Annotated in this window: 20 protein-coding genes; 11 read left to right on the plus strand and 9 right to left on the minus strand. The window is 43.1% G+C overall.

Features of this window, described 5'->3' with window-relative positions:
• From RMX69_RS05070 to RMX69_RS05080, 3 genes are all read left to right on the plus strand, one after another.
• A partial coding sequence (locus RMX69_RS05070; protein ID WP_322636702.1) for a calcium-binding protein occupies positions 1–612 on the plus strand: 612 nt, incomplete at its 5' end.
• A gap of 241 nt (positions 613–853) precedes the next feature.
• Entirely contained in the window at positions 854–1,681 is an 828-nt protein-coding gene (locus tag RMX69_RS05075; protein ID WP_322636703.1) for an RnfABCDGE type electron transport complex subunit D, read from the plus strand.
• A gap of 25 nt (positions 1,682–1,706) precedes the next feature.
• A complete protein-coding gene (locus RMX69_RS05080) occupies positions 1,707–3,083 on the plus strand; it encodes a DUF2330 domain-containing protein (protein WP_322636704.1) in 1,377 nt (458 codons plus the stop codon).
• 212 nt (positions 3,084–3,295) lie between these two features.
• Here the strand turns inward: RMX69_RS05080 and RMX69_RS05085 are convergent, their stop codons facing one another.
• Positions 3,296–3,580 carry a peptidase gene (locus tag RMX69_RS05085; RefSeq protein ID WP_289797760.1) on the minus strand — a complete coding sequence of 95 codons (285 nt, stop codon included), beginning with the start codon at positions 3,578–3,580 and terminating at the stop codon, positions 3,296–3,298.
• A 619-nt stretch (positions 3,581–4,199) separates the two neighbouring features.
• On the opposite strand from RMX69_RS05085, the gene RMX69_RS05090 reads away from it, so the two are divergent.
• The 6 genes from RMX69_RS05090 to RMX69_RS05115 all read left to right on the plus strand — a co-directional run bounded on the left by RMX69_RS05090 (position 4,200) and on the right by RMX69_RS05115 (position 13,294).
• Positions 4,200–4,628, plus strand: a complete 429-nt coding sequence (locus RMX69_RS05090) for a DUF4363 domain-containing protein (protein WP_289797761.1) — start codon at positions 4,200–4,202, stop codon at positions 4,626–4,628.
• A gap of 137 nt (positions 4,629–4,765) precedes the next feature.
• On the plus strand, positions 4,766–5,416 hold the full coding sequence (locus tag RMX69_RS05095; protein ID WP_322636705.1) for a sigma-70 family RNA polymerase sigma factor: 651 nt from the start codon (positions 4,766–4,768) through the stop codon (positions 5,414–5,416).
• Positions 5,417–5,757: 341 nt separating this feature from the next.
• Positions 5,758–8,505, plus strand: a complete 2,748-nt coding sequence (locus RMX69_RS05100) for a CHAT domain-containing protein (protein ID WP_409878988.1) — start codon at positions 5,758–5,760, stop codon at positions 8,503–8,505.
• A gap of 290 nt (positions 8,506–8,795) precedes the next feature.
• Positions 8,796–9,764 carry a DUF1822 family protein gene (locus RMX69_RS05105; protein WP_289797764.1) on the plus strand — a complete coding sequence of 323 codons (969 nt, stop codon included), beginning with the start codon at positions 8,796–8,798 and terminating at the stop codon, positions 9,762–9,764.
• A gap of 174 nt (positions 9,765–9,938) precedes the next feature.
• Positions 9,939–12,281: a CHASE2 domain-containing protein gene (locus RMX69_RS05110; protein WP_289797765.1), complete on the plus strand. Its 2,343-nt coding sequence runs from the start codon at positions 9,939–9,941 to the stop codon at positions 12,279–12,281.
• Between the two features lie 212 nt (positions 12,282–12,493).
• A complete protein-coding gene (locus RMX69_RS05115) occupies positions 12,494–13,294 on the plus strand; it encodes a DUF928 domain-containing protein (RefSeq protein WP_289797766.1) in 801 nt (266 codons plus the stop codon).
• 224 nt (positions 13,295–13,518) lie between these two features.
• On the opposite strand, the gene RMX69_RS05120 is transcribed toward RMX69_RS05115, so the two are convergent.
• Positions 13,519–15,624, minus strand: coding sequence for a M3 family metallopeptidase (locus tag RMX69_RS05120; RefSeq protein ID WP_289797767.1), 2,106 nt, complete (start codon positions 15,622–15,624; stop codon positions 13,519–13,521).
• 533 nt (positions 15,625–16,157) lie between these two features.
• Between RMX69_RS05120 and RMX69_RS05125 the strand changes: the two genes are divergently transcribed.
• Complete coding sequence (locus RMX69_RS05125) at positions 16,158–17,114, plus strand: hypothetical protein (protein ID WP_289797768.1); 957 nt, start codon at positions 16,158–16,160, stop codon at positions 17,112–17,114.
• Between the two features lie 340 nt (positions 17,115–17,454).
• On the opposite strand, the gene RMX69_RS05130 is transcribed toward RMX69_RS05125, so the two are convergent.
• Both RMX69_RS05130 and RMX69_RS05135 read right to left on the minus strand, forming a co-directional pair.
• A complete protein-coding gene (locus tag RMX69_RS05130; RefSeq protein ID WP_322636707.1) occupies positions 17,455–19,275 on the minus strand; it encodes an ABC transporter ATP-binding protein in 1,821 nt (606 codons plus the stop codon).
• Positions 19,276–19,362: 87 nt separating this feature from the next.
• Positions 19,363–20,163, minus strand: a complete 801-nt coding sequence (locus RMX69_RS05135; protein WP_289797770.1) for a DUF6816 family protein — start codon at positions 20,161–20,163, stop codon at positions 19,363–19,365.
• 116 nt (positions 20,164–20,279) lie between these two features.
• Between RMX69_RS05135 and RMX69_RS05140 the strand changes: the two genes are divergently transcribed.
• Complete coding sequence (locus tag RMX69_RS05140) at positions 20,280–20,618, plus strand: carbon dioxide-concentrating mechanism protein CcmK (protein WP_289797771.1); 339 nt, start codon at positions 20,280–20,282, stop codon at positions 20,616–20,618.
• Between the two features lie 5 nt (positions 20,619–20,623).
• On the opposite strand, the gene RMX69_RS05145 is transcribed toward RMX69_RS05140, so the two are convergent.
• The 5 genes from RMX69_RS05145 to ffh all read right to left on the minus strand — a co-directional run bounded on the left by RMX69_RS05145 (position 20,624) and on the right by ffh (position 24,984).
• The gene (locus RMX69_RS05145) at positions 20,624–21,028 is read right to left on the minus strand and encodes a ChuX/HutX family heme-like substrate-binding protein (protein WP_289797772.1); all 405 of its coding nucleotides are present in this window, start codon (positions 21,026–21,028) and stop codon (positions 20,624–20,626) included.
• Positions 21,029–21,077: 49 nt separating this feature from the next.
• Entirely contained in the window at positions 21,078–22,031 is a 954-nt protein-coding gene (locus RMX69_RS05150) for a PhoH family protein (protein WP_289797773.1), read from the minus strand.
• A 502-nt stretch (positions 22,032–22,533) separates the two neighbouring features.
• Entirely contained in the window at positions 22,534–22,965 is a 432-nt protein-coding gene (locus tag RMX69_RS05155) for a KH domain-containing protein (protein ID WP_322636708.1), read from the minus strand.
• The gene (gene rpsP, locus RMX69_RS05160; RefSeq protein WP_012409382.1) at positions 22,928–23,188 is read right to left on the minus strand and encodes a 30S ribosomal protein S16; all 261 of its coding nucleotides are present in this window, start codon (positions 23,186–23,188) and stop codon (positions 22,928–22,930) included. The genes RMX69_RS05155 and rpsP overlap by 38 nt, the downstream gene beginning before the upstream one ends.
• A gap of 329 nt (positions 23,189–23,517) precedes the next feature.
• Complete coding sequence (ffh, locus tag RMX69_RS05165; RefSeq protein ID WP_322636709.1) at positions 23,518–24,984, minus strand: signal recognition particle protein; 1,467 nt, start codon at positions 24,982–24,984, stop codon at positions 23,518–23,520.
• Positions 24,985–25,253: the final 269 nt, after the last annotated feature.

The raw sequence follows: 25,253 nt of genomic DNA on the forward strand, positions 1-25,253 counted from the left end.
CTCAACTTCGAGAACATCATAACCGGGAGCGGCAATGACAATGTGATTGGTAGTGAAGCAAATAACACAATCATCACTGGGGCTGGTAACGATACAGTTAGTGGTGGTGGTGGCGATGATTACATGGATGGTGGTGCTGGTATAGACACCGTTGATTACACATACTGGAATGGTGGAGGCACTTACAACCTGGCAACTGGTGTTGCATCCTTCCCAGGCTTCTATAACGAAGACATTCTCAACTTCGAGAACATCATAACCGGGAGCGGCAATGACAATGTGATTGGTAGTGCCGCAAATAACACAATCATCACTGGGGCTGGTAATGACTACATAAAAGGTGGCAGCGGACAAGACGTACTGTATGGCGGTGCTGGCGCAGATACATTTGTCTTCGATAGCTTCTACGAAGGCGTTGACATTATCAAAGACTTTGAGTGGAAAGAGGGTGACAAAATCCAGATTTCTAAGTATGGCTTTGGCGCTACCTCTAACAGCCAGTTCAGCTACGACTACAATAATGGAAACTTATCCTACAATGGAAGCCTATTCGCTACCATCGAGAACAAACCCTCTGGTCTTAGTACTAATCTAGACATTGTGCTGGTGTAATTGCTATTGAGCTTGTGCATCAATTAATTTCAAAAATAGAGTGCGATCGCACTCTATTTTTTGGCTATTTTTACTTGGGGTATTGCATCAAAATTCGGCATCAAAGGTTCTAACATCAGAGCGATCGCTTTGGTCTGTCAATGCTTTATTTTGTAACAAAATCTGTAACAGCAATGCTATTTTACCTATCTCTCGTCTAGATTGATGACAAATCTACGGGGAATCCCTGAATTAAGGGTTGATGTTACTAAAAGATATACGAGATTATCAGATTTTATTTTTGGGCTTGTTCCTAGTCTTGGGAATCGGTACACGAGATTGGACGCTGCGACCAGAGTTAATTGCGGTAGCGATCGCCACAAGTCTAGCAACTCAATGGATATTGTCATGGGTAACAGGCAAAGAACAAGTAGCAAATTTTCGCAGTGCTTTAATTACATCACTGGGACTGAGTTTACTGTTGCGGGCTGACCATTGGACGACAATGGCAATAGCCGCAGCAATTGCGATCGCTAGCAAATTTATCTTCCAAGTCGGCGATAAGCATTTCTTCAATCCCGCCAACTTTGGCATCATATCTGCCTTAATTCTCACCCCGGATGCTTGGGTTTCGCCGGGACAATGGGGTGAAGAGTGGTGGTATGGGCTATTATTTCTCGGTACTGGCGGTATGATTTTGCAGCGCATTGGTCGTTGGGATACCACAGCAGCTTTTTTGGGTTCCTACTCTTTGCTAGAAGCCATTCGCAATTTCTGGCTGGGTTGGACTTGGGATGTTTACTGGCATCGATTGATGAGTGGATCTTTGCTGCTGTTCGCCCTATTTATGATTACCGATCCGCGATCGATTCCCAATTCCCGAATTGGGCGTATAGTTTGGGCAATTTGCATCGCCGGATTAACCTTTATCCTGCGAAATTATTTCTTTGTTTCCACAGCAGTTTTCTGGGCGCTGTTTGCCCTTGCACCGTTGAGTATCCTCCTAGATGGTTTCTGGTTAGCCCCAAGGTTTACTTGGCAAGAAAAAGATCAGGAAGCAGAGATAGAACTCCTAACTCCTAACTCCTAACTCAAAAAGATAGAGGTATAAAATAATGAAGTTTTTTCGACTTTTAACACCATTATTGTTAGCAATTGTAGCTGTTTTGTGCTTTGCCCCCGCAGCTTGGGCATTTTGTGGATTTTATGTAGCCAAAGCTGATACAAAACTGTATAACAAAGCTTCTCAGGTAGCGATCGCGCGGGATGGCGATCGCACTATCATGACAATGGCAAACGATTTTCAAGGCGAAGTCAAAGATTTTGCAATGGTAGTACCAGTGCCAACAGTGCTGCAAAAAGAACAAGTTCGCGTCACTGAACCTAAGATTATCGAGCGGCTAGATGCTTTTAGTGCGCCGCGATTGGTAGAATATTTTGACCCAGATCCTTGTGCCCCAGTTTACGAAAGAGAGTTATCAGCAGCACCAGCGCCAGCAGCAGCGAGAAGTGAGGCGGGAAGTGCAAGGGACGATGCTAGTTTGGGTGTGACGGTTGAAGCACGTTTTAACGTTGGCGAATACGATATTGTGATCCTCAGTGCGAAAGAATCTGGTGGGTTGGAAACTTGGCTTAAACGCAATGGCTACAAAATCCCCAGAGGTGCGAAACAGTTACTTCAGCCTTATATTCGCTCCTCAATGAAATTCTTTGTTGCTAAAGTCAACTTGGATAAATTCGAGCAATCTGGCTACCAGTTTCTCCGTCCGTTACAAATTTCCTACCAATCACCTAAATTCATGCTGCCAATTCGTTTGGGCATGATCAATGCTAAGACAGAGCAGGATTTAATTGTCTACATTCTCTCGCCCCAAGGACAGGCAGAAATCACTAACTATCGGACGGTAAAAATTCCCTCCGACGCGAATATTCCCTTATTTGTCAAAGATGAATTTGGTGAATTCTACAAATCCATGTTTCAAACTATCTACACCAAAGAAGACAGGAAAGTTGGTTTTTTAGAATACGCTTGGGATATGGGTAGTTGCGATCCTTGTTCTGCCGAACCCCTGACTCCAGAAGAACTCAAGCAAGCAGGTGTATTTTGGCTAGATGATAATTCTCCAAGTAATGTGCCAGTACCCCCCAGCTTTCGTCGTCCCTCTCCTAGAAGTAACGTCTTCATCTCTCGCTTGCATGTTCGCTATACCCGCGACAAATTCCCTGAAGACTTGATATTTCAACAAACAGCCAACAGTGAATCTTTCCAAGGACGTTATGTTTTGCAACATCCGTTCCAAGGGGAACTCAAATGTCAGGCTGGTAGACAATATAAGCAGTCTTTACCTAAACGTTTTGAACAAGAGGCGCAAACTCTAGCTAAACTAACCAACTGGAAAATCCAAGATATTCGCAACAAAATGAAATTGAGTGTAGGTAATCTGAGATATTCTTGGTGGGAAAATATCCTATCCTGGCTAGGATTATATTAAAGAGAGTGGGGAGTAAGATAAAAATCAAATCTGATACAGCAGAATTCAGAAGGAAAACCTGGTTTATATCTTGGTGACAGAGTTAGCTAGTGTAACTCCCCAACTTGAAATATACTATAATTTTATTACCTTAATTTTTATCATTTGATAAAAATTAAGGTATTGTTGTAAGTACTCTTCACCGAACCTCTCAAATCTCGAATAAGCTAATCTTAATTATTGAGGTCGCTCCGTTTTTTACGGTTTAATAATCCAGACATACTTATTCCTGTCACCAGCAACCCAATCAATCCCAATCCATTAAAAATTGGGTAAATTGCTTCTAAATGCAAGATTTCCCCTGTATGAATTCTTAACAGCAAACTAGAAGAAAGCCCAGTACTAATTGACCATTCCTTAACAATAGTTGTCAATATACCAGTCAATACAGTTAACATTAAAGGTAGACAAATTATGATACCGATCGCGCGGTGATACTTGCGAAATGCTCGTTTCATAGTCTTTGCTCCAGAAAGATTATTATTTTATACTAGTGGTTATTAAAATTAGGCTTTGCGGAATTAGGAACTGACAAGAAATAAATTATCCATCTTGTAGGGTGGGCATCCTGACCGCCTTGAATATGTGACGGATGAGGACACCCATACTACAAGAGAATTTGGGATATTTTTTATTTGGAAGTCTCTTATGGGATAATTTAAACCAATATGGCTTGAAATTTCGATGCTTACAGCCGCCAATTTATCCTGCAAAGGAAGCAGTTATCTCCTGTATAAAAAATTATTAATCAAATGCCCGTCTTATGTTACCTTTTTTTGCTTTTGAAACTTATTATAGAAATAAGTATAGGATTAAATGATATATTTAGCTAGTAGAGACTATCTCTATAAATGTTGCTGTTAATACTGGCAAATATGAGACTTTTTTCTTTCATCAATTAGATTTTAATAATTCAGGACTTACGCAAAATCATGAAAAAACGAACCGCATTCGCGTTAGCGTCTCCCCTTGGAATAAGGACGCATTCGCGCAGCGTCTCGTTAAAGAAGGACACAAAGGAACAAGAGTTTCAGAGAGTTTTTGCGTAAGTCCTATAATTAATCAAGGAGTTTTACAATGAAGTTTTTTCAACTAATGTCGAGCGTTGTAGGTATCAGCTTGCTAGCTTTGGTAGGCTGTAACAGTCCCGAACAAGCTACTACCCAAACTACCCCAGCGGTGACTCCTAATCCTAGCGTAGCATCAGCCCCGGCGACAACATCTACTACAGGTAATAGTAGTTTACTAACTATAGTATCCAAAACTAAAGCCGCAGTTACATCTGGCAACTTTGTTCAAGCTAAAAAAGAATTTGATAAATTTGAGGATTCTTGGAAAGAAGTTGAAGACGGTATCAAAGTTAAATCTCGTAATAATTATGAAACTATAGAGACAAATATGGATCAGATTACAGGAGAACTTAAAGCTTCTAAACCCCAAAAAGGCAAATTATTGACAGCATTGCAATCATTAGAAAAAACTATTACTGCTGTTTCAAAAACTTAACTAAAATATGCATTTAAAATAACTTGAATGCACCACCGCCTTTTAAAAAAGATACTAGTATCTTGACGAAAGGTAATTCTTTCGGGTGTTGTTATACGCAATACTAAGATATTCTTGCTTTCTTCGCCAAGATTGTCATGGTTCAATTCGATGAACAGCTACGCCGCTTAGTTACAGAAGCCTGTGGACACCAACCTGGAAGCCCTCAGCGTCAGAAGCTGCTCACGCAAATTATTCGCTTGACAGCAAGTAGACTCTGGAGGGAAACTACTCCCTACTATCAAGACGCACTACAACAAACTTGGTTGTATTTCTGTCGTAATGTTTGTGAAGGTTTGACAGGTCAAATCTACGATCCAAATTATGGCAGTGTGATCACCTGGCTGAATGCTTACCTAAAACGGAGACTACAAGACTTTTACCTTAAGCAGAACCGAGAACAAGCCACAACAGTCCCTTTGAGAATTCGTCAGTCTACATCTAGTGGAATAAGTGAAACCATCGATCCTGTAGATAACCTACACGCTACCCCCCAAGCACCTCCAATTTTGGAAGAGTTGGAGATATGGGCGAAGACAGATTCGGATGGGGAACTGCGCGGTACTTACATTAAAGGGCGTCCAGATGTGAATTGTCAGGTGTTAATTATCAAACGCTTACCCCCAGAAGTTAGCTGGAAAGATTTATCTGAGGAATTTGGGTTGTCAATTCCGACATTAAGCAGTTTTTATCAACGCCAATGTTTACCGCGTTTGCGTAAGTTTGCAGAATTGGAGGGATTATTATGATCGGTGCTGTTAGCGAATAGCTAGGGTTGAGCTAGTGCTGAGTCAGAAGTAGTACTGATGAATCTTCCCATTTTCAGCCGAGGTATTCATCCTCGGAATTGATTTAATGTCTAGACCTAGTTAATTTTACTTTTTACTCAGTACTGTTTCGGCGGGTTTTTGGTTAAGGTTAGCGATCGCCTTTTAACTATACTTTGCTAATCAAGTTTCACCGCGATCGCCATAAATAAGAAAATTGTGGAAGCTCAAAGATTGCTGAGGGATGGGAATGGTAACATTACCCTGTTAGCCTATAGTTCATCCTATGTGTTTCTGGTTATCACCTACCTCTCGTCATGCTTATGGCTAAAACAACTAGGATTTTTGGCGCAAATTCTCTAAAGTTTAAAAGCAGGAGTAGAGAAACGGCAAGGACGCGCTGGCTCACTGCACTAGCTCACTGTTTACGTTTGCCTTTGTACTTTTTGATCGCTTTGCTATGCATTGTCGGTTCACCAGTGCTAGCAAAAGTTCCTAGCTCAATCAATTCTTTATCCCAACTGCCAATAAATAGTACAATATCGCTGGCTGTGCCCACTGATGCCGCTTCACTCCTACAGCAGGGCAAAGTTTTATACAGGAATGGCAAATTTGCCAAAGCTGTAGAAGTATTACAACAGGCTGTCCAAATATATAAGCACACTTCGGCATTGCTCAGTGACCAGCAAGGGGAGAGCCTTGCACTAGCAGTGACACTGAGTAATCTTTCCCTAGCTTACCAGCAACTCGGTGCATGGAGTCAGGCGCAGCAGGCAATTACAGAAAGCTTAAATTTACTCCAAGGACAGGATAAAAACCAAAATCTGCAAATATTTGCCCAATCATTAGATATTCAAGGTCGTCTGCAATTGGCAATGGGACAGTCTGAGGCGGCTTTGGCAACTTGGCAGCAGACAGAAGAAATTTACAAACAAGCAGATAATCAAAGTGGCGTGGTGCGATCGCTAATCAATCAAGCACAAGCGTGGCGCACCCAAGGATTTTACCCGCGAGCGTTCAAAACACTCGATCGAATAAGTAAGACGTTAAAATCTCAACCAGATTCTAGAGAAAAAACAGTGAGTTTGCGATCGCTCGGTGATGCCCTTTTGGTATTGGGCGATTTGAAAAAGTCACGCAAAGCCTTAGAAGCAAGTCTGATAATTGCTCAAAATCTCCAATCAAGCGCTGATATTGGGGCTAGTCTGTTCAGCTTGGGGAATAATGCCCGTAAACAAAACCAAAAGGAACAGGCGATCGCCTATTATCAACAAACAGTTGCAGTATCTCCCTCACCCCTCACAAAAGTTCAAGCACAACTCAATCACCTGGGACTACTGATTAAAGATAAAGAATGGGCAAAGGTGCAAACTATTTTGCCGTCCATTGAGTCCCACCTCAAGCAACTTCCCCTCAGCCGTGCGAGTATTTACGCTCAGGTTAACTATTCACAAAGTTTAGCCAAAGTCAAGAGTGGTGTATTGCAAGCATCAAGTCAGAGTTCTTACTCAGGATTAAGTACAAAAGACTCAGCAAAATTACTCGCTAGTGCCATCCAGCAATCCCGCAGTTTAGAAGACAAACGGGCAGAGGCTTATGCTCTAAAGAGTTTAGGCGGCTTGTACGAAGAAACCAGACAGTGGGCAGAAGCGCAAGACCTGACCCGGCAAGGATTAGCTTTGGCACAGAGTAGCAATGCCTCAGAAATTACCTATAGCTTGGAGTGGCAGTTAGGTAGATTGCTTTGGGCACAAAAAGATATTAATGGTGCGATCGCCGCTTATGATGCTGCTGTAGACACTCTTGAGTCTCTCCGCAAAGATTTAGTAGTCAATAAAGATGTCGTGAACCAAGATGTGCAATTTGACTTCCGGGACAGTGTAGAACCCGTTTACCGCCAGTCAGTGGAGTTGCTACTGCAATCCCAAAAAGGAAAACCAAATGAAAAAATATTGGAGAAAGCACGCGAACGGATTGAAGCACTCCAACTAGCAGAATTAGACGACTTCTTTCAGGAAGCTTGTCTGCAAGGTCAGAAAGTAGCCCTCGATCGAGTAGTAGAGAAAGATAATTCCAAGGCTGCCATCCTTTATCCAATTATTCTTCGTGACGAACTCCAGGTAATTGTCAAAATTCCTACACAATCTTTGCAAAGCTACAGTACTAAGATTTCCCAAGCCGAAGTAGAGAACCTTTTAATAGAACTGCGAAGAAATCTTGTCAATCCAACTGCTACTAAGATCGTCCAAACCCAATCGCAAGAAGTTTACAACTGGCTACTTAAACCTATTGAGTCACAATTGCAACAAAGTGGCGTCGATACGTTAGTGTTCGTCCTAGATGGGCCATTACGCAATTTACCAATGGCAGCTCTCTACGATGGTAAACAATATTTAGTAGAGAAATATGCGATCGCTCTGAGTGTCGGTCTGCAACTCCTCGACCCAAAACCGCTGGTAAAACAGCAACTGAGAGCGCTAACCGCAGGACTGACTCAGCCACCGCCAGGATTTCCCAAGTTTGCACCATTGCTGGCGATCAAATCTGAATTTGACGGTATTGCGAAAGCTGGAGTTTCGACAACCAGCCTATTAGATGGCGATTTTAAGAAAAAGAATTTGGAAAGTGAAATTGGTGCTACTTCATTCAACATAGTGCATTTGGCAACCCACGGTCAGTTTAGCTCCCGCCTTGAAGACACTTTTATTTTAGATTTCGATGGTCAGATCAATGTCAAAGATTTTGATACTCTCTTTCACAGTCAGGGTAAAACCATCGTAGAATTATTGGTTTTGAGTGCTTGCCAAACAGCAACAGGAGACAGCCGTGCAGCACTCGGTCTAGCAGGAGCAGCTGTCCGTGCTGGGGCACGTAGTACCATCGCTTCCCTGTGGCAAATTGATGATGAATCAACAGCGATGTTTGTTAGTGCCTTCTATCGAGAACTCAAGAGTGGCAAAATCACCAAAGCCGAAGCAGTCCATCGTGCCCAACTACAACTGCTAAAACATCCCAACTACAGAGCGCCAAGCTTTTGGTCTGCCTATATATTGATTGGTAATTGGTTGTGATTGAACGCTCAAATTGTCGGCTCAAAATTTGGCAACCTATCTGCTAGTTGATAAACCGCTTTTAGCAGTTTGAGGCTATCTTCATAGAAGTATAAATACTCAAAATCTCTATCTCCCAGATCATTTCAATATACAATCTTTTAATTTTATGGGATATTTTTACCTAATCCCCAGTCCCCAATTCTCTTTTTCCAGTATTCAGTTTTTTTTCCAGTATTCAGTTTTGTGGCATAAATTTATTGAATGCGGGTGATATATACATAGCAGCATTGATCCCTAGAAATTGACTTATGAATAACTCCACCTATCAGCTAGATGATGTCGCTTTAACATTGCCGATTTCCCAAACAGCCCGCATAACTGCCCAGCAATTTGCTAACCAGCAACCAAATCTTGAAAAAGCAGAGCAAGTCCGGCTGAATACTTTAGCTGTATGGGTGGTGAATGACTACTTGCAAATGATGGATATTCCTACCGATCTTCAAGCTAGTGACAGTTGGAACCCCATCATGCGCCTTTGTGGGGATATCGCTGATTTAGAACTGCCCTCAATTGGCCGTCTGGAGTGTCGCCCTGTCCATCTGCATCAGCAAATATGTTTTATTCCTCCAGAAACTTGGGAAGAACGGGTGGGTTATTTAATAGTTCAATTTGATGAATCGCTCGAAGAAGCAAGGCTGCTTGGTTTTATCCCTACTGTAGCCACTGAAACAGTTCCTTTAGCGCAACTGCAACCATTGGAAGCGTTTATTGACCACATCTGGGAACTGCGCCAATCCCCACCTAATTCATTAGTGAATTTGAGTCAATGGTTTGCTGGTATATTTGAAACTGGTTGGGAGACTATTGAATCGCTGTGGAACGTGCCAGAACTCATGCCAACTTATGCCTTTCGCAGTATTGAAACTTTGGAATTAGATACCCTCAAACAACCAGAATCAATTACTAAACGGGCAAAAGTGATTGATTTAGGTATCCAAATCCACAACCAACCTGTGATGTTGATTGTAGAAATCAGCCCCGAAAAAGATCAACAAACTAGTATTCATCTCCAATTGCACGCCACTGGAAATCAAATCTACTTGCCACCAGGAGTTCATCTCACTGTTATAGATAGTTCAGGAGCAATATTTCTAGATGCTCAATCGAGAAAATCAGACAACTATATTCAGTTGCAGTTTCGTGGTGAACCTACAGAGCAATTTAGTGTTAGGGTATCCTTGGATAATACCAGTATTACCGAATATTTCCGAATTTGAAATATGTAGCTATCTTCCTTCTTTGTCGGTAATTTATTAAGTGATAATTCATTAATTGAAAATTAAAAATTAAAAATCCAAGCCAGTTTTTGGGGATTTTGAAAAAAATCTGTAGACGCTTGTGATCGGACATTAGAACAGGGCACGATCTTGCATGGGGAAATAGCGACGGTTATGGGTAAATTAGTGGCGATCAAATTTGGAGAGGGTAGTTTTGAACAGGGGTTTGCTGTCACCCTCCAAATTGGTGAAGAACACGAGCGTGCTACAACCGAAATCACCGGGAGGCTCCCTTCATTCCCGGAAATGCCGCTCTATTATAGTCATTGGCAGTCTAGTTATCGGCAGATAGGCAATCGTTATCGCCTCCATGCTGACAAAATGCAGGTGACGAATGTATCGATGGTGCAAGACTGCGAAAACGCTTCTCATATTTTGCGGGCACGCTTTAATACCTGGCTGCGAGCAGAGGAGTTTCGCCCGTTGAGGGAAAAATGGTTAGAAAGATTATCGTCTAGCGACGAAGTACGGGTGATTCTGCAAACAGAAAATAGCCAATTGCAGTTATTACCTTGGCATCTTTGGGACTTGTTAGAACGCTATCCCAAAGCTGAAATTGCCCTTTCTTCACCATCTTACGATCGCACTCAAAAGCCACGCACTCTCAATCAATTAGTCAATATTTTGGCAATTGTGGGCAATAGTAAAGGGATTGACACCCAAGCCGATCGAGCTTTACTGCAACAGTGTAGTAACGCAGAAGTGAGCTTTTTGGTAGAACCACAACGTAAGGAATTGACTGACCATCTCTGGGGAAAAAACTGGGATATTCTCTTCTTTGCGGGACACAGTTCTAGCAACAAAAATGGGGAAAGCGGACGAATTTACCTGAATAGAACTGATAGTCTTACCATTGGCGAGTTAAAGTACGCTCTCAAAAAAGCCATTGAAAACGGTTTGCAATTAGCTATATTCAACTCCTGTGATGGATTGGGGTTAGCGCGAGAATTGGCTGATTTGCAAATTCCTCAAATAATTGTCATGCGCGAACCCGTCCCAGACCAGGTTGCGAAGGAGTTTTTAAAATATTTTCTCCAAGGCTTTGCCGGTGGCGAGTCTTTATATCAAGCGGTACGCCAAGCGCGGGAACGCTTGCAAGGACTTGAAGATAGATTTCCTTGTGCGACTTGGCTACCAGTAATTTGCCAAAATCCGGCGCAGATACCACCGACTTGGGATGAATTAAGGTCTACAAAATCTAAAGAGGAAGAGCAAGCAAGTTTACCTTTGTCTAACAGACGCAAATTTAAGAGAACTGTATTATCCAGCTTGGCAATTACAGCTTTGGTTTTTGGCGCGAGATTGGTGGGATTGCTAGAAAATCAAGAGATTCAAGCCTTTGACCTGATGATGCGATCGCGCCCTGCCGAAGCTCTCGATCACCGACTGTTGATCATCACAATTGACGATGACGATTTAGCCATTCAAAGACAAAATGGCGAGTACTTGATCGGAGCTTCTATTTCCGAAAAATCTCTCAATAAACTCTTAGCAAAACTGAATCAGTACCAACCCCGCGCGATCGGCTTGGATATCTACCGTGATTTTCAGGCCAAAGAGCCAGATTTAATTACTCGTCTCCAGCAAACTCATAACTTGGTTGGCGTATGCAAGGGGAGCGATCGCTCAGAAAATATCAAAGGCATTAAGCCGCCACCAGAAATCCCCCCAGGAAATCTGGGATTCAGTGACTTTATTCACGATCGCGATGGAGTTATTCGTCGGCATCTTCTGTTCATGAGTCAGGAGACGACATCATTGTGTTCTGCTGAATATTCCTTCAGTTTACAACTAGCATCCCTTTATCTGCGCCCTTTAGGAATTCAAACAAAGTTCACCCCTGAAGGAAATTTGCAGTTGGGTAAGACTATTTTTCCAAATCTGAAGTCTCGTACTGGTGGCTATCAGAAGATTGATGCGAATGGCGGTCAAATCTTACTCAACTATCGTTCTTCAAAAGAAATAGCCGAACAGGTAAAGCTAACGCAATTTTTATCTAGTCCAATTAACCCCAACGCCATCAAAAACCGAATTGTTCTCATTGGTGTGACTGCAAAGGGCGATTCTCCAGACACCTGGCCTACACCTTATGGCATTCCTTTAGATGAGCAAATGCCAGGAGTACTGGTACAAGCTCACATGGTCAGCCAGATCCTTGGTGCAGTCCAGGATGGGCGGCCTTTGCTGCGGGCTTGGTCATGGTGGGCGGAGGTCGCCTGGATTTGGGGCTGGTCTTTGATTGGGGGAGTCTTGGCTTGGCGCAGGCTTTCCTTACCCTGGTTGGCATTGTCAATCGGTGTTACTTCTAGCGTTTTGTATGTAGTTTGCTTTGGTCTGTTCATTTCGGGTGCTTGGGTGCCTTTCGTACCCTCGGCTTTATCGTTGGTAGCTATGGGGGTTTTGATGTCAATTTATAATAATTCAAAAACAAAAGCGCGGGCGGGAAATGGGGAATAGGAGCAGGGGCAGGGGAGCATACTTCGACTACGCTCAGTAACCGAGGGAGCAAGGGAGCATACTTCGACTACGCTCAGTAACCGAGGGAGCAGGGGAGCAGAGGAGAAGTAGCAGTAAGTCTTTCGCCTCTGTCCCTCTGCCTCTTTTAAATGCCCAATCTAAAATCTAAAATCTAAAATCTAAAATCTAAAATCCTATGAGGTCAGGTTTCTATGAATTCAAATTCACAACCGATAAAACTGTTTTTAGTAGTAGCTTTTAGCTGTACAAATTTATCAGTTAGTCTGACTCCAGTACTGGCGAAACCAACCCCTAATCGCTCTGATACTAAAACGATCCTTGCTCAAGCGAAAACCTTTAATCAACCTCCAATTCCAGCTGGCTCCCCTCCTGGAGGTCGCGTTCGTGGTGGAGCGAAGCGTGGGGAAACTGGATGTCCTACAACTAAAATTGACTTGACTGCTTTAGTACCCTTTACTGAGGAAGCTAACTCAGTGATTAATGTCTGGGGACAAACAACTGTAGAACATCCAAGTTGGTTTTTCTATGTGCCATATACCAAAGATTCGCCATATACAGTTGAATTTGTACTGCAAGATCCAGACGCTAACGAGGTATACAAAAAAGCGATCGCTTTATCGGATAAGCCAGGAGTAATCCGCGTTTCTTTGCCTAGCAATGCTCCCGCTTTAGCAGTAGACACACAATACCGTTGGTTTTTCACAATTAACTGTGACAAGCAAAAGAACTCGCCCCCAACTTTTGTTGAAGGGGTAATCAAACGAGTTAACCTGAGTCAACCAACAGTCAAAGAAATAGAAACAGCAGAACCTATAAAGCGCTATGCTATCTATGCCCAAAATGGGATATGGTACGAGGCACTGACGACGTTGGCTGAACTGCGTCAACAAAATCCTCAAGATGCAGCCCTGAAAGCAGAGTGGCGAAATTTGTTAGGCAGCATCCGCTTAGATGATGTTGCCGGAGAACCGATTCTTCCAGGAACACCTTAAACTACAGGACTTACGCAAAATCATGAAAAAACGAACCGCATTCGCGTTAGGTCTCCCCTTGGGAGAAGGACGCATTCGCACAGCGTCTCGTTAGAGAAGGACGCAAAGGAACAAGAGTTTCAGAGAGTTTTTGCGTAAGTCCTAAACTAAAAAATAATGTTTAGTTAAGCCAATATTTAATGTTGTAGAGATGTTGTATTGCAACATCTCTACATAGGTGTTGTTTAGTTTGCAGCTGCACTTACTAAACCATTGTGCCTGAGCAAAGCGATCGTACTTGGCTCACGACCCCGGAAAGTTTTAAACACCTCCATTGGATGCTTGCTACCACCGAGTGCTAGCACCGTATCCCGATACCGCCGACCTGTAGTTTTTATAGCTTCTTCATTTTCTAGCCCAGCTTCTTCAAAAGCGGCAAAAGCGTCAGCACTAAGGACTTCAGCCCATTTGTAACTGTAGTAACCTGCTGCATAACCACCCTCAAAAATGTGCCCAAAAGAACACAACATTGAATCTTCTGGAAGTGGTGGTAAAACAGTAGTAGTCTTAGCTATGCGATGACGCACATCTGCTGGAGTTTCATTGCTGCCAGAACGATAGCGGTAGTGTAGTTCTAAATCAATACTGCTAAGGTGAATTTGCCGTAACATACCAGTACCACTCATATAATTACGCGCCGCTAGCAGCTTTTGATAATAATGCTCTGGTAGGGCTTCTCCAGTTTCGTAATGTTTAGCCATGCCAAACAAAGTGGGTCGTTCATAACACCAGTTTTCCATAAACTGACTGGGTAGTTCCACTGCATCCCATTCCACATTATTGATGCCTGCGGCTCCAGCATAGTCAACCTTGGTGAGCATGTGATGCAATCCATGACCAAACTCGTGGAACAAAGTCTCTACTTCATAGAAAGTCATCAAACTCGGCTTGCCATCTACTGGGGGAGTTTGGTTACATATCAAATAAGCCACAGGCAACCGGATGGCAGTTGCACCATTTTCAGTTTTGGCACGATTAATGCATACATCCATCCAAGCACCGCCGCGTTTTTCTGCTGGACGGCTATAGGGGTCTAAGTAGAAGTAAGCGATGGGAGAACCAGTTTCATCGGCTATTTGGAAATAACGGACATCCTCATGCCATACTGGAGCTTTACCATCGGCAGGGGTTACTGTAACACCAAACAGCCGCTTAACAAGCCCAAACAAGCCATCTAGCACTTGGGGAAGGGGAAAGTAGGGACGTAATTCTTCAGCGGTAAAGGCAAATTTTGCTTCTCGTTGGCGTTCTGCCCAAAAGCTGATGTCCCAATGTTTTAAATCTTGATATTCTTCTCCATAAGATGCAGCAAAAGCTTGGAGTTCTTTTAAGTCTTTGACAGCAGCATCATAACTGGCCTGGCGTAGTTCTTCTAATAGTGCTTCGACTGCCTCAACATTAGGAGCCATTTTACTTGCAAGGCTCAACTCGGCAAAACTCTTAAAGCCAAGTATATCTGCGAGTTCTTGCCGTAACTCCAAAATACGCACAATTAACGGATTATTATCTAAATCGCCACTAGAAGCGCGAGTAATATGAGCTTTGTAGAGCTTTTCACGCAAATCTCGACGGGTGCTGTGCTGTATGAAAGGGCCGTAACTGGGGAAGTCTAAAGTGATGCGCCAAGGGCCATTTTCTGGTGTGGCGTTCTCTTCTTTTGCGGCTCGTGCAGCTTGGGCAGCTAAACTCACCAAACTTGGTGGTAAACCGTCAATTTCTGCTTTTGTTGTCAGGGTTAAGCTAAAGGCTTTCGTGGCATCAAGTACATGGTTAGAGAATTTAGTAGAAAGTTCTGCCAACTCCATCTGAATGGCGTTGAAACGGTCTCTTGCCTCTCCTTTTAAGCCAACACCAGAAAGTTCTGCATCTCGAATGGCGGCTTCTACAATGCGCTGTTGCGCTAATTCTAAAGTTGCCCAACTATCACTGCTACGGAGTGCCTTAAAAGCATTGTAGATGGGTTGGCTTTGACCGAGTTTGTTGATAAATTGTACAACTAGTGGCTGTACGATTTCATGAGCTTCGCGCAGTTCCGGGCTATTTTTAACACCCATTAAATGATTTACCGTCCCCCAACTCCAGGTAAGCCGTTCTGTCAGCTTTTCTAAGGGTTCTACTAAACCACTCCAAGTGGGCTGTACACTAGCCTCTAAGCTGGCAAGTTGGTGGTCAAGTTCTGCTAGCAACTGATTGAAGGCTGGTACTACTCGTTCTGGTTTAATCTCTGTAAAGGGAGGTAAACCATTGCCTTGGAGTAAGGGATTATCGGAAATAATGGTACTTGCACTCATGATTTTGTGTGAACTGCGAACGAAAAAAAATCATTGTTGATTTTTATTTATATATCTTCTAATGTAACGATCGCTGTGCTATTTATTATTGTCACTGTGGCAAAAAGGTAAAAAAAACTATAATTCCTCACAAAAGTATCCTGATATGATTATTTTGTTTAGTTTATGAACTTTGCGATCGCATATCATAGGCACTTTGCATCGGGAACAGAGTGTATTCACCTAGCTGACTCTGACTAAAGGCGATGCCTATGGCGGGCTACGCCTACGCAAAAAGACGCGATCGTGTACTATATCAAATAGGTAACTCGTCCGTCAGCATAGGCGTTACCTTGAAAGCGCAGTTTCAACCGAAGAATTCCACATCTTGAAAATGTGGCAGCGTACAAATCAACTGACCATCAGCGAGCTTCCTTACAAACCGCAAAAGAAAGCTCTATATTTCTATATTTATGATATTATTTGGCAACTCATCTTTTTACTCGTAAAATCGAAGACAAGATCAAGGTCAGTAGAAAAGAGTCCCTAAATTAATGAATACGTTAATCAGTCAGGGTGGAAGAGCTATCACTAAATTTCAGGTGGTAGACCGGATAAACGATATAGCTTGGCAAGCTCACCAAGGCAGCGTTGCGGCAATTATTCAGCTATTGAACGAAAAGCTAGCCCAGTCTTGTGTCAGAACTAGAGCCATTTTTTCTGATGGTGTCTTACAAATTCTGTGCGAGGCAGCTAAAGTAGAGCAACTAGAGCAATCTCCCCTGGTAGAACAAATCCAGCAAATTCTTGAGTCTATCGCCCCGCGTCACATTCGCCGTGTTAAGATCAATAGTCGGATTGTTCGAGAACAACAATTGCTGTGGTTAAAAGAAATAGATAGCGATCGCGAAAACCAATTGCTTTGGTCACAGGAAATTACATTAATTCAGCCAAGTATTCTAAAGCAATTAATTAAAGATTTCACAGAAGCTCAAGCTGAACTAGGAAAACCAAATTATCCTAAAACTCAAGTCTCTCGTCCTTTAGTACTTATTAACAAAGAAAAATACAAAAATAAACCTAAAACAAAGATATTAGCAGCAGCTGGTTTATGCTCGCTGTTGTTGCTTAGTTGGGTTGTTTATGCCCAGCTAGGTAATAAACTGAAAAACCTAATACAACCAGAAAGTTCCAAATCTTTAACTACAGAAAATACTAACGAGAGGAAAGCCCAAACACCATCTCGCTCTCCTAACAATAGCTTTTCTGAGCCATCTGACGATCCATTTCAAATATCTGTGCGAATTGCCAACCAAGCCTCTGCATCTGGAAAAACAGCTACAACCTCAACTCAGTGGTTAGAGATTGCTGCTAAGTGGCAACGGGCTTCAGATTTAATGAGTACAGTACCACAAACCCACAGTCGTTATCAAGAAGCTAAGATTCGTACTCAACTATATAAAAAATATAGTGAGGCGGCACAGAAAGAATCAGGTAAGAGCAAATCTTAGTACAACATTTCATTAATTCTTAGCGAATTCTTTGCGTACCTTTGCGTTTAAATTTCAACCCTCAATTGCCATGATTTTACGCAAAGCTGTACTTATAGGACTTCAATTTGATTTCTGAAAACATAATGAGACTCAAAAGCCCATTTGTTCGGGGTTTCATCTGAAATATTCTTCAAAAATCAGAATCGTGAAACTTTTTTTTGTATAGTAGTCAAACAGTCTTGTACAAAATACTGTTCTGGACAATTGGAAAAAAAATCGACTTTATTGGCAATAAGGTCGATTTAATCAAGCAGATTAATTTGTAGGGTCAATCCAAAATCCCAAATGTGTATGTCGCCTAACTCAGAAGTTCTCCTGTTTCTTGCAGGGAGTGCAAGCGGCGGTAAATACCCTCGTGACGCAAGAGTTCGTCGTGGCTACCCACTTCTACAATCTTTCCTTGCTCTAGAACGACAATTTTATCTGCTTCCCGTACTGTGCTTAAACGGTGGGCAATAACAATCGTGGTGCAAGTGCCCTGAATCGATCGCATCGCTAGCTGAATTGAACGCTCAGACTCATAATCTAAACTAGAGGTGGCTTCGTCAAAAATCAGCACGTCTGGTTCCACTAACAACGCCCTAGCAATTCCTAAGCGTTGTCTTTGTCCTCCAGATAACCTGACACCTCGTTCTCCCACCACGGTGTAATAACCTTGGGGTAAGTGCTGCACTACTTCATCGACTCTGGCAATTCTACAGGCTTCCTTAACCTGCTCCAAACTGGCATTTGTTCTGCCATAAGTCAGGTTATCCAAGATAGTACCGTTGAAAACGTCTACTTCTTGGTGAACGATCGCTAGCCTTCGTCTATACTTACCTACATTCAAAGTGCGAATATCTTGACCATCAATCAGAATTTGACCTGATTGAGGTTCAAAATATCGCAACAGCAATTTCACTAAAGTAGACTTACCAGAACCGGAACGCCCCACTAATGCCACTGTTTGGTATGGCTCAATCAACAAGTTGATATCTTGTAAAACTTGACGGTTGGGATCATATCCAAAACTGACGTGTGACAACTCGACTTTTCCAGTAAATTTATAAGGTGATTCTGTCTGGTTACTCTCTTCTAAAAGAGTAGCTGAATCAGATGCAGTTGGTTCTTGGAGAAATTCGTGAAACCGCAACATTGAAGAATAACGACGAGCAAAAATTTCTGCCAAATTGCTAATAGGTTCTAATTCGGCATAAGCCATGCTAGAAAGAGTTAAAGTCATGACAAAGTGACCCAGAGAAATTCTTCCGTCTGCGGTTGCTGCGAGAGTCATACCCAGAATAGTAAAGACGCAGAACTGAATTACAGTTCTTTGCCAAGTAGCCAGTTTCGTATAACCTTTGTGGACACGATACTCAACCACCATTAATTCGCGATCCAAACGTTGCTTTTGCCGCTTCAGTTCGTTAGCTTCTGTGGCAAATGCTTTCACCGTTTTGATGTTGGTGATCAGTTCCGAATTGCGACTTTCAGTATCCTCTCCATATTTATCCAGAATAGTTTCGTGCCAAATTAGCTGCTTTAAATCTTTCAAGGTAAAGCTAAGAATAAGCACAAAGGAAATCAGATATAAAATCGCAATTCGCCACTCAATCACTAAGATAAATACGAAAATTCCCAGCACCCGAACTAGTTTAGGAATCAACTGCCCCGCGATTTCGGGGTACGTAAAAGTGTGGTTAGAGATACCTCTAGCTATTCTTCCAGCGATGCGTCCAGGGTTATTTTCATCATAAAATTCTAGTGGAAGAGTGAGAATTTTTTCTATGGCTGTTTGGGCTTTCTGCCGACGCAACCTTAAGGTTATATCCCAATGAAACCAGTGGGTTAACCAAGGTTGTGTTGGCGCTCTCACTACAGTGACAACGAAAACTAAACCCAGCAATAAACTCAAAGATAGAGTTTTAGTAACTGGATAATTAGTGATGTCCGAAAAAGTTGCGATCGCACTTTGAAGTGGTTTGTCCAAAGGTTGAGCAGACAAAACGTTTAATATCTGCCCGATCGCATAAGGAACAACTAAATCAATAATTTCGTAAACGCTGGATGCTGCGATACTAAAGAGACTCAGCTTCCAGTCAGAGCGAAAGTAATTGACAATATCTTGAAATTTAGCCATGATGCACACCGTCCAAGAGCGCGATCGTAAACTTGGAATTTATATACTACAGACGTATTACAAAGTAGTCAAGAGCTAGATGACAAATCACCCTTTGGGAGTAGTTGGTAGTTCTTGAGGGAAAAATTCGAGGCGATAGCGGTAGAGAGCAACTGGTCGAGAACCGGCTTTAAAGTAATCTGGATCTTGGGGTGAAAGATAGACAGCAGTTACTTGATCTGCCTCAATCGCCGGATTAGATTTTGGAAGTTTATGATAAGCCGTAGTAGATTCTACAGAGTTTAAATAAGGGCGCGAACCGCCTTTAAATAGTTGTTGAAACACTTCTGTGGTGATGAACTTACCATTAGGGGTAGTTTCTGTGGCGCGTGCAGTCACAATGGAAACTAGTTGGCGACTGCTACGCAAGAATGTAATTTGACGATTAGGTGAATCTGGATCTACTTTGACTGATAACACTGCTTCATCCCCTAAATAAGCCCTTGCCAAATTCAAGCTATTAAATGCTCTATCCGCTACTAAGTTGGGGGATTTATCATCTATCTCAGGTAATATTTTTAACCAAGGAGTATGTGCTTGCTCCTTCACAAATCTTACAACAAAACTCACAGGCTGATTTAATTGTCGGCGATTACCTTCAAATCCTGGTGTTACAATCTCTGGTGCCAAAGGTGCAGCTAAATCTACTAAGGTACTTGTAACTTTCCAAGTACCAGACATCCATTCAGGGTAAACTAAATCACCCGAAGCCGATTGCACTGAAGTTAGTTTTTCCCATTGGGGAAAATTTGCTAACCTTTCAGACAACTCTCCTGCTAAAGCATCGCCACCCCAGATAAGGAATAAAAATAGCAAGCAAAAACTCCAAATTACCTTCATTACAAGCATTAGCAATTTTGTATTTAATGGTTATTGTTTATCGATTAAAAATTAAGTAATTTTCTGTAATAAATTAAAACTTTGTAGTGAGATAATTAGCCCTATCCCGAATTTATAGTAATAGCATGACATTGGCATTAGGCATGATTGAAGTTTATGGCGTTCCCGCAGCAGTGGAAGTGGGAGATGCCATGTGTAAAGCTGCCCGTGTAACCCTTGTTGGTTATGAAAACACTGATTTGGGACGAATTACTGTCTTAATTCGAGGAGCTGTAGGCGAAGTGAATGTAGCAGTGACAGCAGGATTAAAGGCGGTGCTGCGAGTTGACGGTGGCGAGGTACTTTCTAATCACATTATTCCCCGTCCCCACGAAAATTTAGAATATATTTTACCGATTCATCGCAGCGTTAATATCGAGCAGTTCAGTGCAGATATCCGATTTCCTCCACCCCTATCAGTTTAGCTGTATTAAATTTCTGCTGGTAAAGGTTGCCAAACTTCGCCATACTTCTCTTTTAGAGTTTGCCAAGCTTCCACTTGTCCTGGTTCATATTCTCCCGGTTTACCCCATTGTAAAAAGAGGCTTAAAGCAGATTCCTGTTTATCATCTAAAAACCGGATGGCATAAGTTGTAAAGTTACCCCTCTTCGCTTCACCTGTTTCAAATTTAACCTGAGTGATTTTATCCATATTCAAGTGAAACTCAAAGCCTTCAGTATGCATATTCGCATACTTTCCTTTAGGCAATTCTGCATAAAATAACTTTTCTACCTTACCTCGTGCTTCTAAAACAGCAGCGCTACTAGTAACAATTAAACGCAACGTTCCAAGAGTCTCGCAAGCTTCTAAAAATTCTTTCAAAGTAGTACTCATCAATTGTTATCCTTTGTCAGTTTTTTCACTAATGACTAATGCCCAATCCCTATTTTTCATATTGTTCATAAGCAGCGACAATACGCTGAACTAGAGGATGGCGCACGACATCTCTTTGGGAAAATTCGCAAAAGGCAATGCCTTCAACGTGTTTTAAAATTTGTAAAGCCACTCCTAAACCCGATTGTTGATGAAGCGGTAAATCAGTTTGTGTCATGTCGCCTGTAATCACCATCCGCGAACGGAAACCCAAACGAGTCAAAACCATTTTCATCTGAGCGGGTGTAGTATTTTGAGCTTCATCGACAATTATAAAAGCGTTATTGAGAGTGCGTCCCCGCATATAGGCGAGTGGTGCGACTTCAATCACACCGCGTTCCATTAAACTGGGTATTTTTTCTGGGTCGATGAATTCATAAATAGCATCGTAAAGTGGGCGAAGATAAGGATTAACTTTCTGCTGTAAATCTCCAGGCAAAAAACCGAGTTTTTCACCGGCTTCGACGGCAGGGCGAGTTAAAATTAGCTTTTCCACTTGGTTGGCAAGGAGTGCTTGCACGGCGACAACAACAGCGAGATAAGTCTTGCCGGTACCAGCAGGGCCAATTCCAAAGGTGAGATCGCGTCTACGGAGTGCGTCGATATATTGGCGCTGGCGGAAGGTTTTGGCACGGACTTCTTCACCGCGGCGACTTTTGGCGAGGACATCTCGCTGTAAATCTTGCAGTTCCCCTTGCCGATCGCTATCTATGGCTTGACGGGCTGTTAAAATATCGGCACTGGAAATAGTATTGCCTTTAATCCAGAGGTCTTCAAGCGATCGCACTAATCGAGAAGCCAGATCAATTTGCTTTTCAGTACCAGAAATCACTAATTCTTGCCCGCGTAGCACTAAAGCGGCTCCTGTTTGCCGAGATAGGATTTTGAGATTTTCTTCTCCATCTCCTGCAAGAGCGATCGCACTGGGAACATTCGGCAGCTGAATTGTTAAGGCACCTGCCATAGTATTTCTTAATTGGTGAGGATCTGTATTTGACAAAGGTTAATTTTTTCTTGCTAAGGGATCTGCGGGTTAATAGTGTCCCAGCCAGGAGGGTTTCGACACTTCGACTGCGCTCAGTGCATCGCTGCGCTCAACTCTCGACATCTGAGGGTTGAGCGCAGTCGAAACTCGGTTTATTGGTACTTTATTTTCACGCAAGTCCCTAACGGCGAAATTATGTTTTTATTACCTAACATTTTGAAAAATTTTTGTAATAAATGAATCATCCCTAGGGGCGTACAGCTTGCCCTCATCCCCTAACCCCTTCTCCCTGTAGGGAGAAGGGGAACTGGAGAATTTACTCCCCTCTCCTATGTTGGGAGAGGGGCTGGGGGTGAGGGCATAGCCCCTACTGGTGAAGAGTCCAAAAAAAGATTTTTAAATCTTTTTGCTACTTTCCATCTTTATAAAAATTCTGAGCGGAGGTAACAACAACCGCTCAGACTTGCTCTTTAGTTTCAACCTAGCGGAGGCGTGGTTTAACAATGGGTTTAGGCCCATCATTTCGCGGTTCTCTCTTAGTCGGCGGTGGCGATCGCTCTTCTGTCTCTTCATCAAAAGACATACCCTCGCGGCCCGGCGTGGTGCTGCCGTAGATATCCAGGTATGTTGATTGCCCAGCTGCGGCTGCGGCTGCGGCAATTACTGTACGAATCGCCTGAATATTGCGTCCCCCTCGACCAAACACTTTTCCTTTATCTGTGCTTTCAAAGGCGATGCGAACCCAAACCCGGTTGAGGGCCTGAGAAATTTCACAATCGACACTTAATGTCTCTGGAGATTCCAAAAACGGCTGCACCAAAAACCGAACCAGCTCAACATAGTTGGGGCTAGCTGTTGGGAGTTTTGTTCCGAAATTATGATGCGGCTGTTGCACTGACCTGCTCAAAAACATTAGCTTTTACTAGAATGCGACGAACGGTGTCAGTGGGTTGAGCGCCTTGTTGTAGTCGCTTGACGATACCGGGAACGTCTAGTCGCACTTCATCAGTTCTGGGGTTATAAAAACCCAATTCTTCTAAGGGACGGCCATCGCGGCGAGCGAGGTTGTTAATGGCGACAATGCGGTAACTTGCTTCCCGCTTTTTACCGAATCGTTTCAAGCGCAGTTTGATCATGGTTGAAGAATCATTCTCCTGTTGTTAGATATTAGTTAGCAACTAATTGGTGAGGAAGTATCCTAAATGTGGCTATTGCCAAGAAATTGAGGGTTAGTTTCCTCTGCTGATAAATTCTGAGGTCGAAATGCTAATTTTAGCACTGCCTAGCATTTGCTGCTATTTGTCATTAGTCCTTTGTCATTTGTCATTGGTAATAGACTTATTGCCAAAGTCCATAACACCCCACCCCCAACCCCTCCCCGCTTGCGGGGAGGGGAGACAAAGCATAGCTTTGGCGGGGTGGGGTTCTTATTTTTGATTTATGCAAGAGGCCCCATGCCCAATAATTAAAGATTACCAAAGCCTTTTTTCTTTTTATCTTTGGGTTTTTTCTTTTTCGTGGCTGGGACACCATCATAACCTCGCCATCCGGGGGCTGCGGGACGATTACCAGCGCCTGCGAAGGCATTACCCATGCCACCGCCACCGCCGAACATTCCCGGCATTCCAGGGAAGCCACCTTGGCCCATTTGCTGCATGAGCGATCGCATTTTTTGGAAATCACCTACCAGTTTGCTGACATCTGACTCTCTATAGCCTGAGCCAGCAGCAATCCGCCGCCGCCGGCTGGGAGAACTGGCTAATAAATCGGGGTCGTGGCGTTCTTGGCGAGTCATGGAGTTAATCATCGCCTCACAGCGCTTTAACTGGGTTTCTCCCTGTTTGAGTTGATCGTCTGAAAGCTTGTTCATCCCTGGAATCATCTTGATCAAGCCTCCCAGAGAACCCATGTTTTTCAGCATCCGCAACTGCTTGAGAAAGTCAGTAAAGTCAAACTTCGCTGACAAAATTTTCTCCTGCATTTTCTCAGCGTCGGCTAAGTCAAACTCTTCCTGGGCTTTTTCTACCAAAGTGAGAACATCGCCCATACCGAGAATCCGCGATGCCATGCGATCGGGATAAAACGGTTGCAGTGCCTCGACTTTTTCACCTACGCCCACAAATTTAATCGGCGCTCCCGAAATCTTTCGCACCGAAAGCGCAGCACCACCACGGCTATCACCATCTAATTTGGTGAGAATCGCTCCAGTAATTCCGATCTGTTCGTGGAAAGTGCGGGTAAGATTTGCAGCCTCTTGACCAGTCATCGCGTCCACCACCAGAAGAGTTTCATGGGGTTGGACAGTTGCTTTGATGCGGGCTAATTCCGCCATCATGTCTTCGTCAATTTGCAGACGACCAGCAGTATCAATAATTACTGTATTTACGCCTTCTGCCCTAGCGCGTTCTACACCTTGTCGGGCAATTTCTACGGGATCGGCGTTGCTTCCTAGTTCAAATACTGGTACGTCAATTTGTTTACCCAACGTTAGCAACTGATCGATCGCGGCTGGGCGATATACGTCTGTCGCCACCAACAAGCAGCTACGCTCTAATTTTCTCAGATGTAAGGCTAATTTAGCGGTAGCTGTGGTTTTACCAGTACCTTGCAACCCAGCCATCAGAATAATAGTCGGCTGTTCCTGGGCTTCTGCAATGGGAACATTTTCTTCTCCCATCACCTCCACCAATTCATCATGAACAATTTTGATGAACTGTTGGTCAGGTCGCACGCCACTAATTACCTCGGCTCCCTGTGCCTTGGCTTCGACTTCGCTAATAAAATCTTTGACTACCTGGAGATTGACATCTGCTTCCAACAGGGCGCGGCGCACTTCGCGCAATGCATCTTGAATGTTGGATTGAGAAATTTTGTCCTGTCCCCGCAGTTTTTTCCAGGCGGATTCTAAACGGTCAGATAATGCATCAAACATAATGTAATTACAGGTAGTTCGCCAATGGAGAATTCTAAAGCGCCGATGAATGCGATTTGGAATTTCCGCTAAAGTTTTAACGTGCTATCTACCAGCTTAGTATTTTTCACCGCGACTGTAGCAACCAGATACGGATTGATAAAGAGGCAGAGGTGCAAATGGGAAGGTGGGGTCTTCTCTGGGGATAAGGGGCGGGGGTAAAGGTATGGAATTTTCTCTTCCCGCTCTTCATGACGATCGCGCGTTTTATCCCGCATTTCTCACAAGCT

The organism is Nostoc sp. EspVER01, assembly GCF_034530635.1.
Taxonomy (GTDB): Bacteria; Cyanobacteriota; Cyanobacteriia; order Cyanobacteriales; family Nostocaceae; genus Nostoc.

Excerpts from the sequence above, each read along its gene's own strand:
- rpsP (WP_012409382.1), bottom strand. The coding sequence starts at position 23,188 with ATGATCAAACTGCGCTTGAAACGATTCGGTAAAAAGCGGGAAGCAAGT.
- RMX69_RS05145 (WP_289797772.1), bottom strand. The coding sequence starts at position 21,028 with ATGAGTACTACTTTGAAAGAATTTTTAGAAGCTTGCGAGACTCTTGGA.
- RMX69_RS05080 (WP_322636704.1), top strand. The coding sequence starts at position 1,707 with ATGAAGTTTTTTCGACTTTTAACACCATTATTGTTAGCAATTGTAGCT.
- RMX69_RS05095 (WP_322636705.1), top strand. The coding sequence starts at position 4,766 with ATGGTTCAATTCGATGAACAGCTACGCCGCTTAGTTACAGAAGCCTGT.
- RMX69_RS05140 (WP_289797771.1), top strand. The coding sequence starts at position 20,280 with ATGACATTGGCATTAGGCATGATTGAAGTTTATGGCGTTCCCGCAGCA.
- RMX69_RS05100 (WP_409878988.1), top strand. The coding sequence starts at position 5,758 with ATGGCTAAAACAACTAGGATTTTTGGCGCAAATTCTCTAAAGTTTAAA.
- RMX69_RS05115 (WP_289797766.1), top strand. The coding sequence starts at position 12,494 with ATGAATTCAAATTCACAACCGATAAAACTGTTTTTAGTAGTAGCTTTT.
- ffh (WP_322636709.1), bottom strand. The coding sequence starts at position 24,984 with ATGTTTGATGCATTATCTGACCGTTTAGAATCCGCCTGGAAAAAACTG.
- RMX69_RS05075 (WP_322636703.1), top strand. The coding sequence starts at position 854 with ATGTTACTAAAAGATATACGAGATTATCAGATTTTATTTTTGGGCTTG.
- RMX69_RS05090 (WP_289797761.1), top strand. The coding sequence starts at position 4,200 with ATGAAGTTTTTTCAACTAATGTCGAGCGTTGTAGGTATCAGCTTGCTA.
- RMX69_RS05135 (WP_289797770.1), bottom strand. The coding sequence starts at position 20,163 with ATGCTTGTAATGAAGGTAATTTGGAGTTTTTGCTTGCTATTTTTATTC.
- RMX69_RS05155 (WP_322636708.1), bottom strand. The coding sequence starts at position 22,965 with ATGTTTTTGAGCAGGTCAGTGCAACAGCCGCATCATAATTTCGGAACA.
- RMX69_RS05110 (WP_289797765.1), top strand. The coding sequence starts at position 9,939 with ATGGGTAAATTAGTGGCGATCAAATTTGGAGAGGGTAGTTTTGAACAG.
- RMX69_RS05125 (WP_289797768.1), top strand. The coding sequence starts at position 16,158 with ATGAATACGTTAATCAGTCAGGGTGGAAGAGCTATCACTAAATTTCAG.
- RMX69_RS05105 (WP_289797764.1), top strand. The coding sequence starts at position 8,796 with ATGAATAACTCCACCTATCAGCTAGATGATGTCGCTTTAACATTGCCG.
- RMX69_RS05085 (WP_289797760.1), bottom strand. The coding sequence starts at position 3,580 with ATGAAACGAGCATTTCGCAAGTATCACCGCGCGATCGGTATCATAATT.
- RMX69_RS05150 (WP_289797773.1), bottom strand. The coding sequence starts at position 22,031 with ATGGCAGGTGCCTTAACAATTCAGCTGCCGAATGTTCCCAGTGCGATC.
- RMX69_RS05130 (WP_322636707.1), bottom strand. The coding sequence starts at position 19,275 with ATGGCTAAATTTCAAGATATTGTCAATTACTTTCGCTCTGACTGGAAG.
- RMX69_RS05120 (WP_289797767.1), bottom strand. The coding sequence starts at position 15,624 with ATGAGTGCAAGTACCATTATTTCCGATAATCCCTTACTCCAAGGCAAT.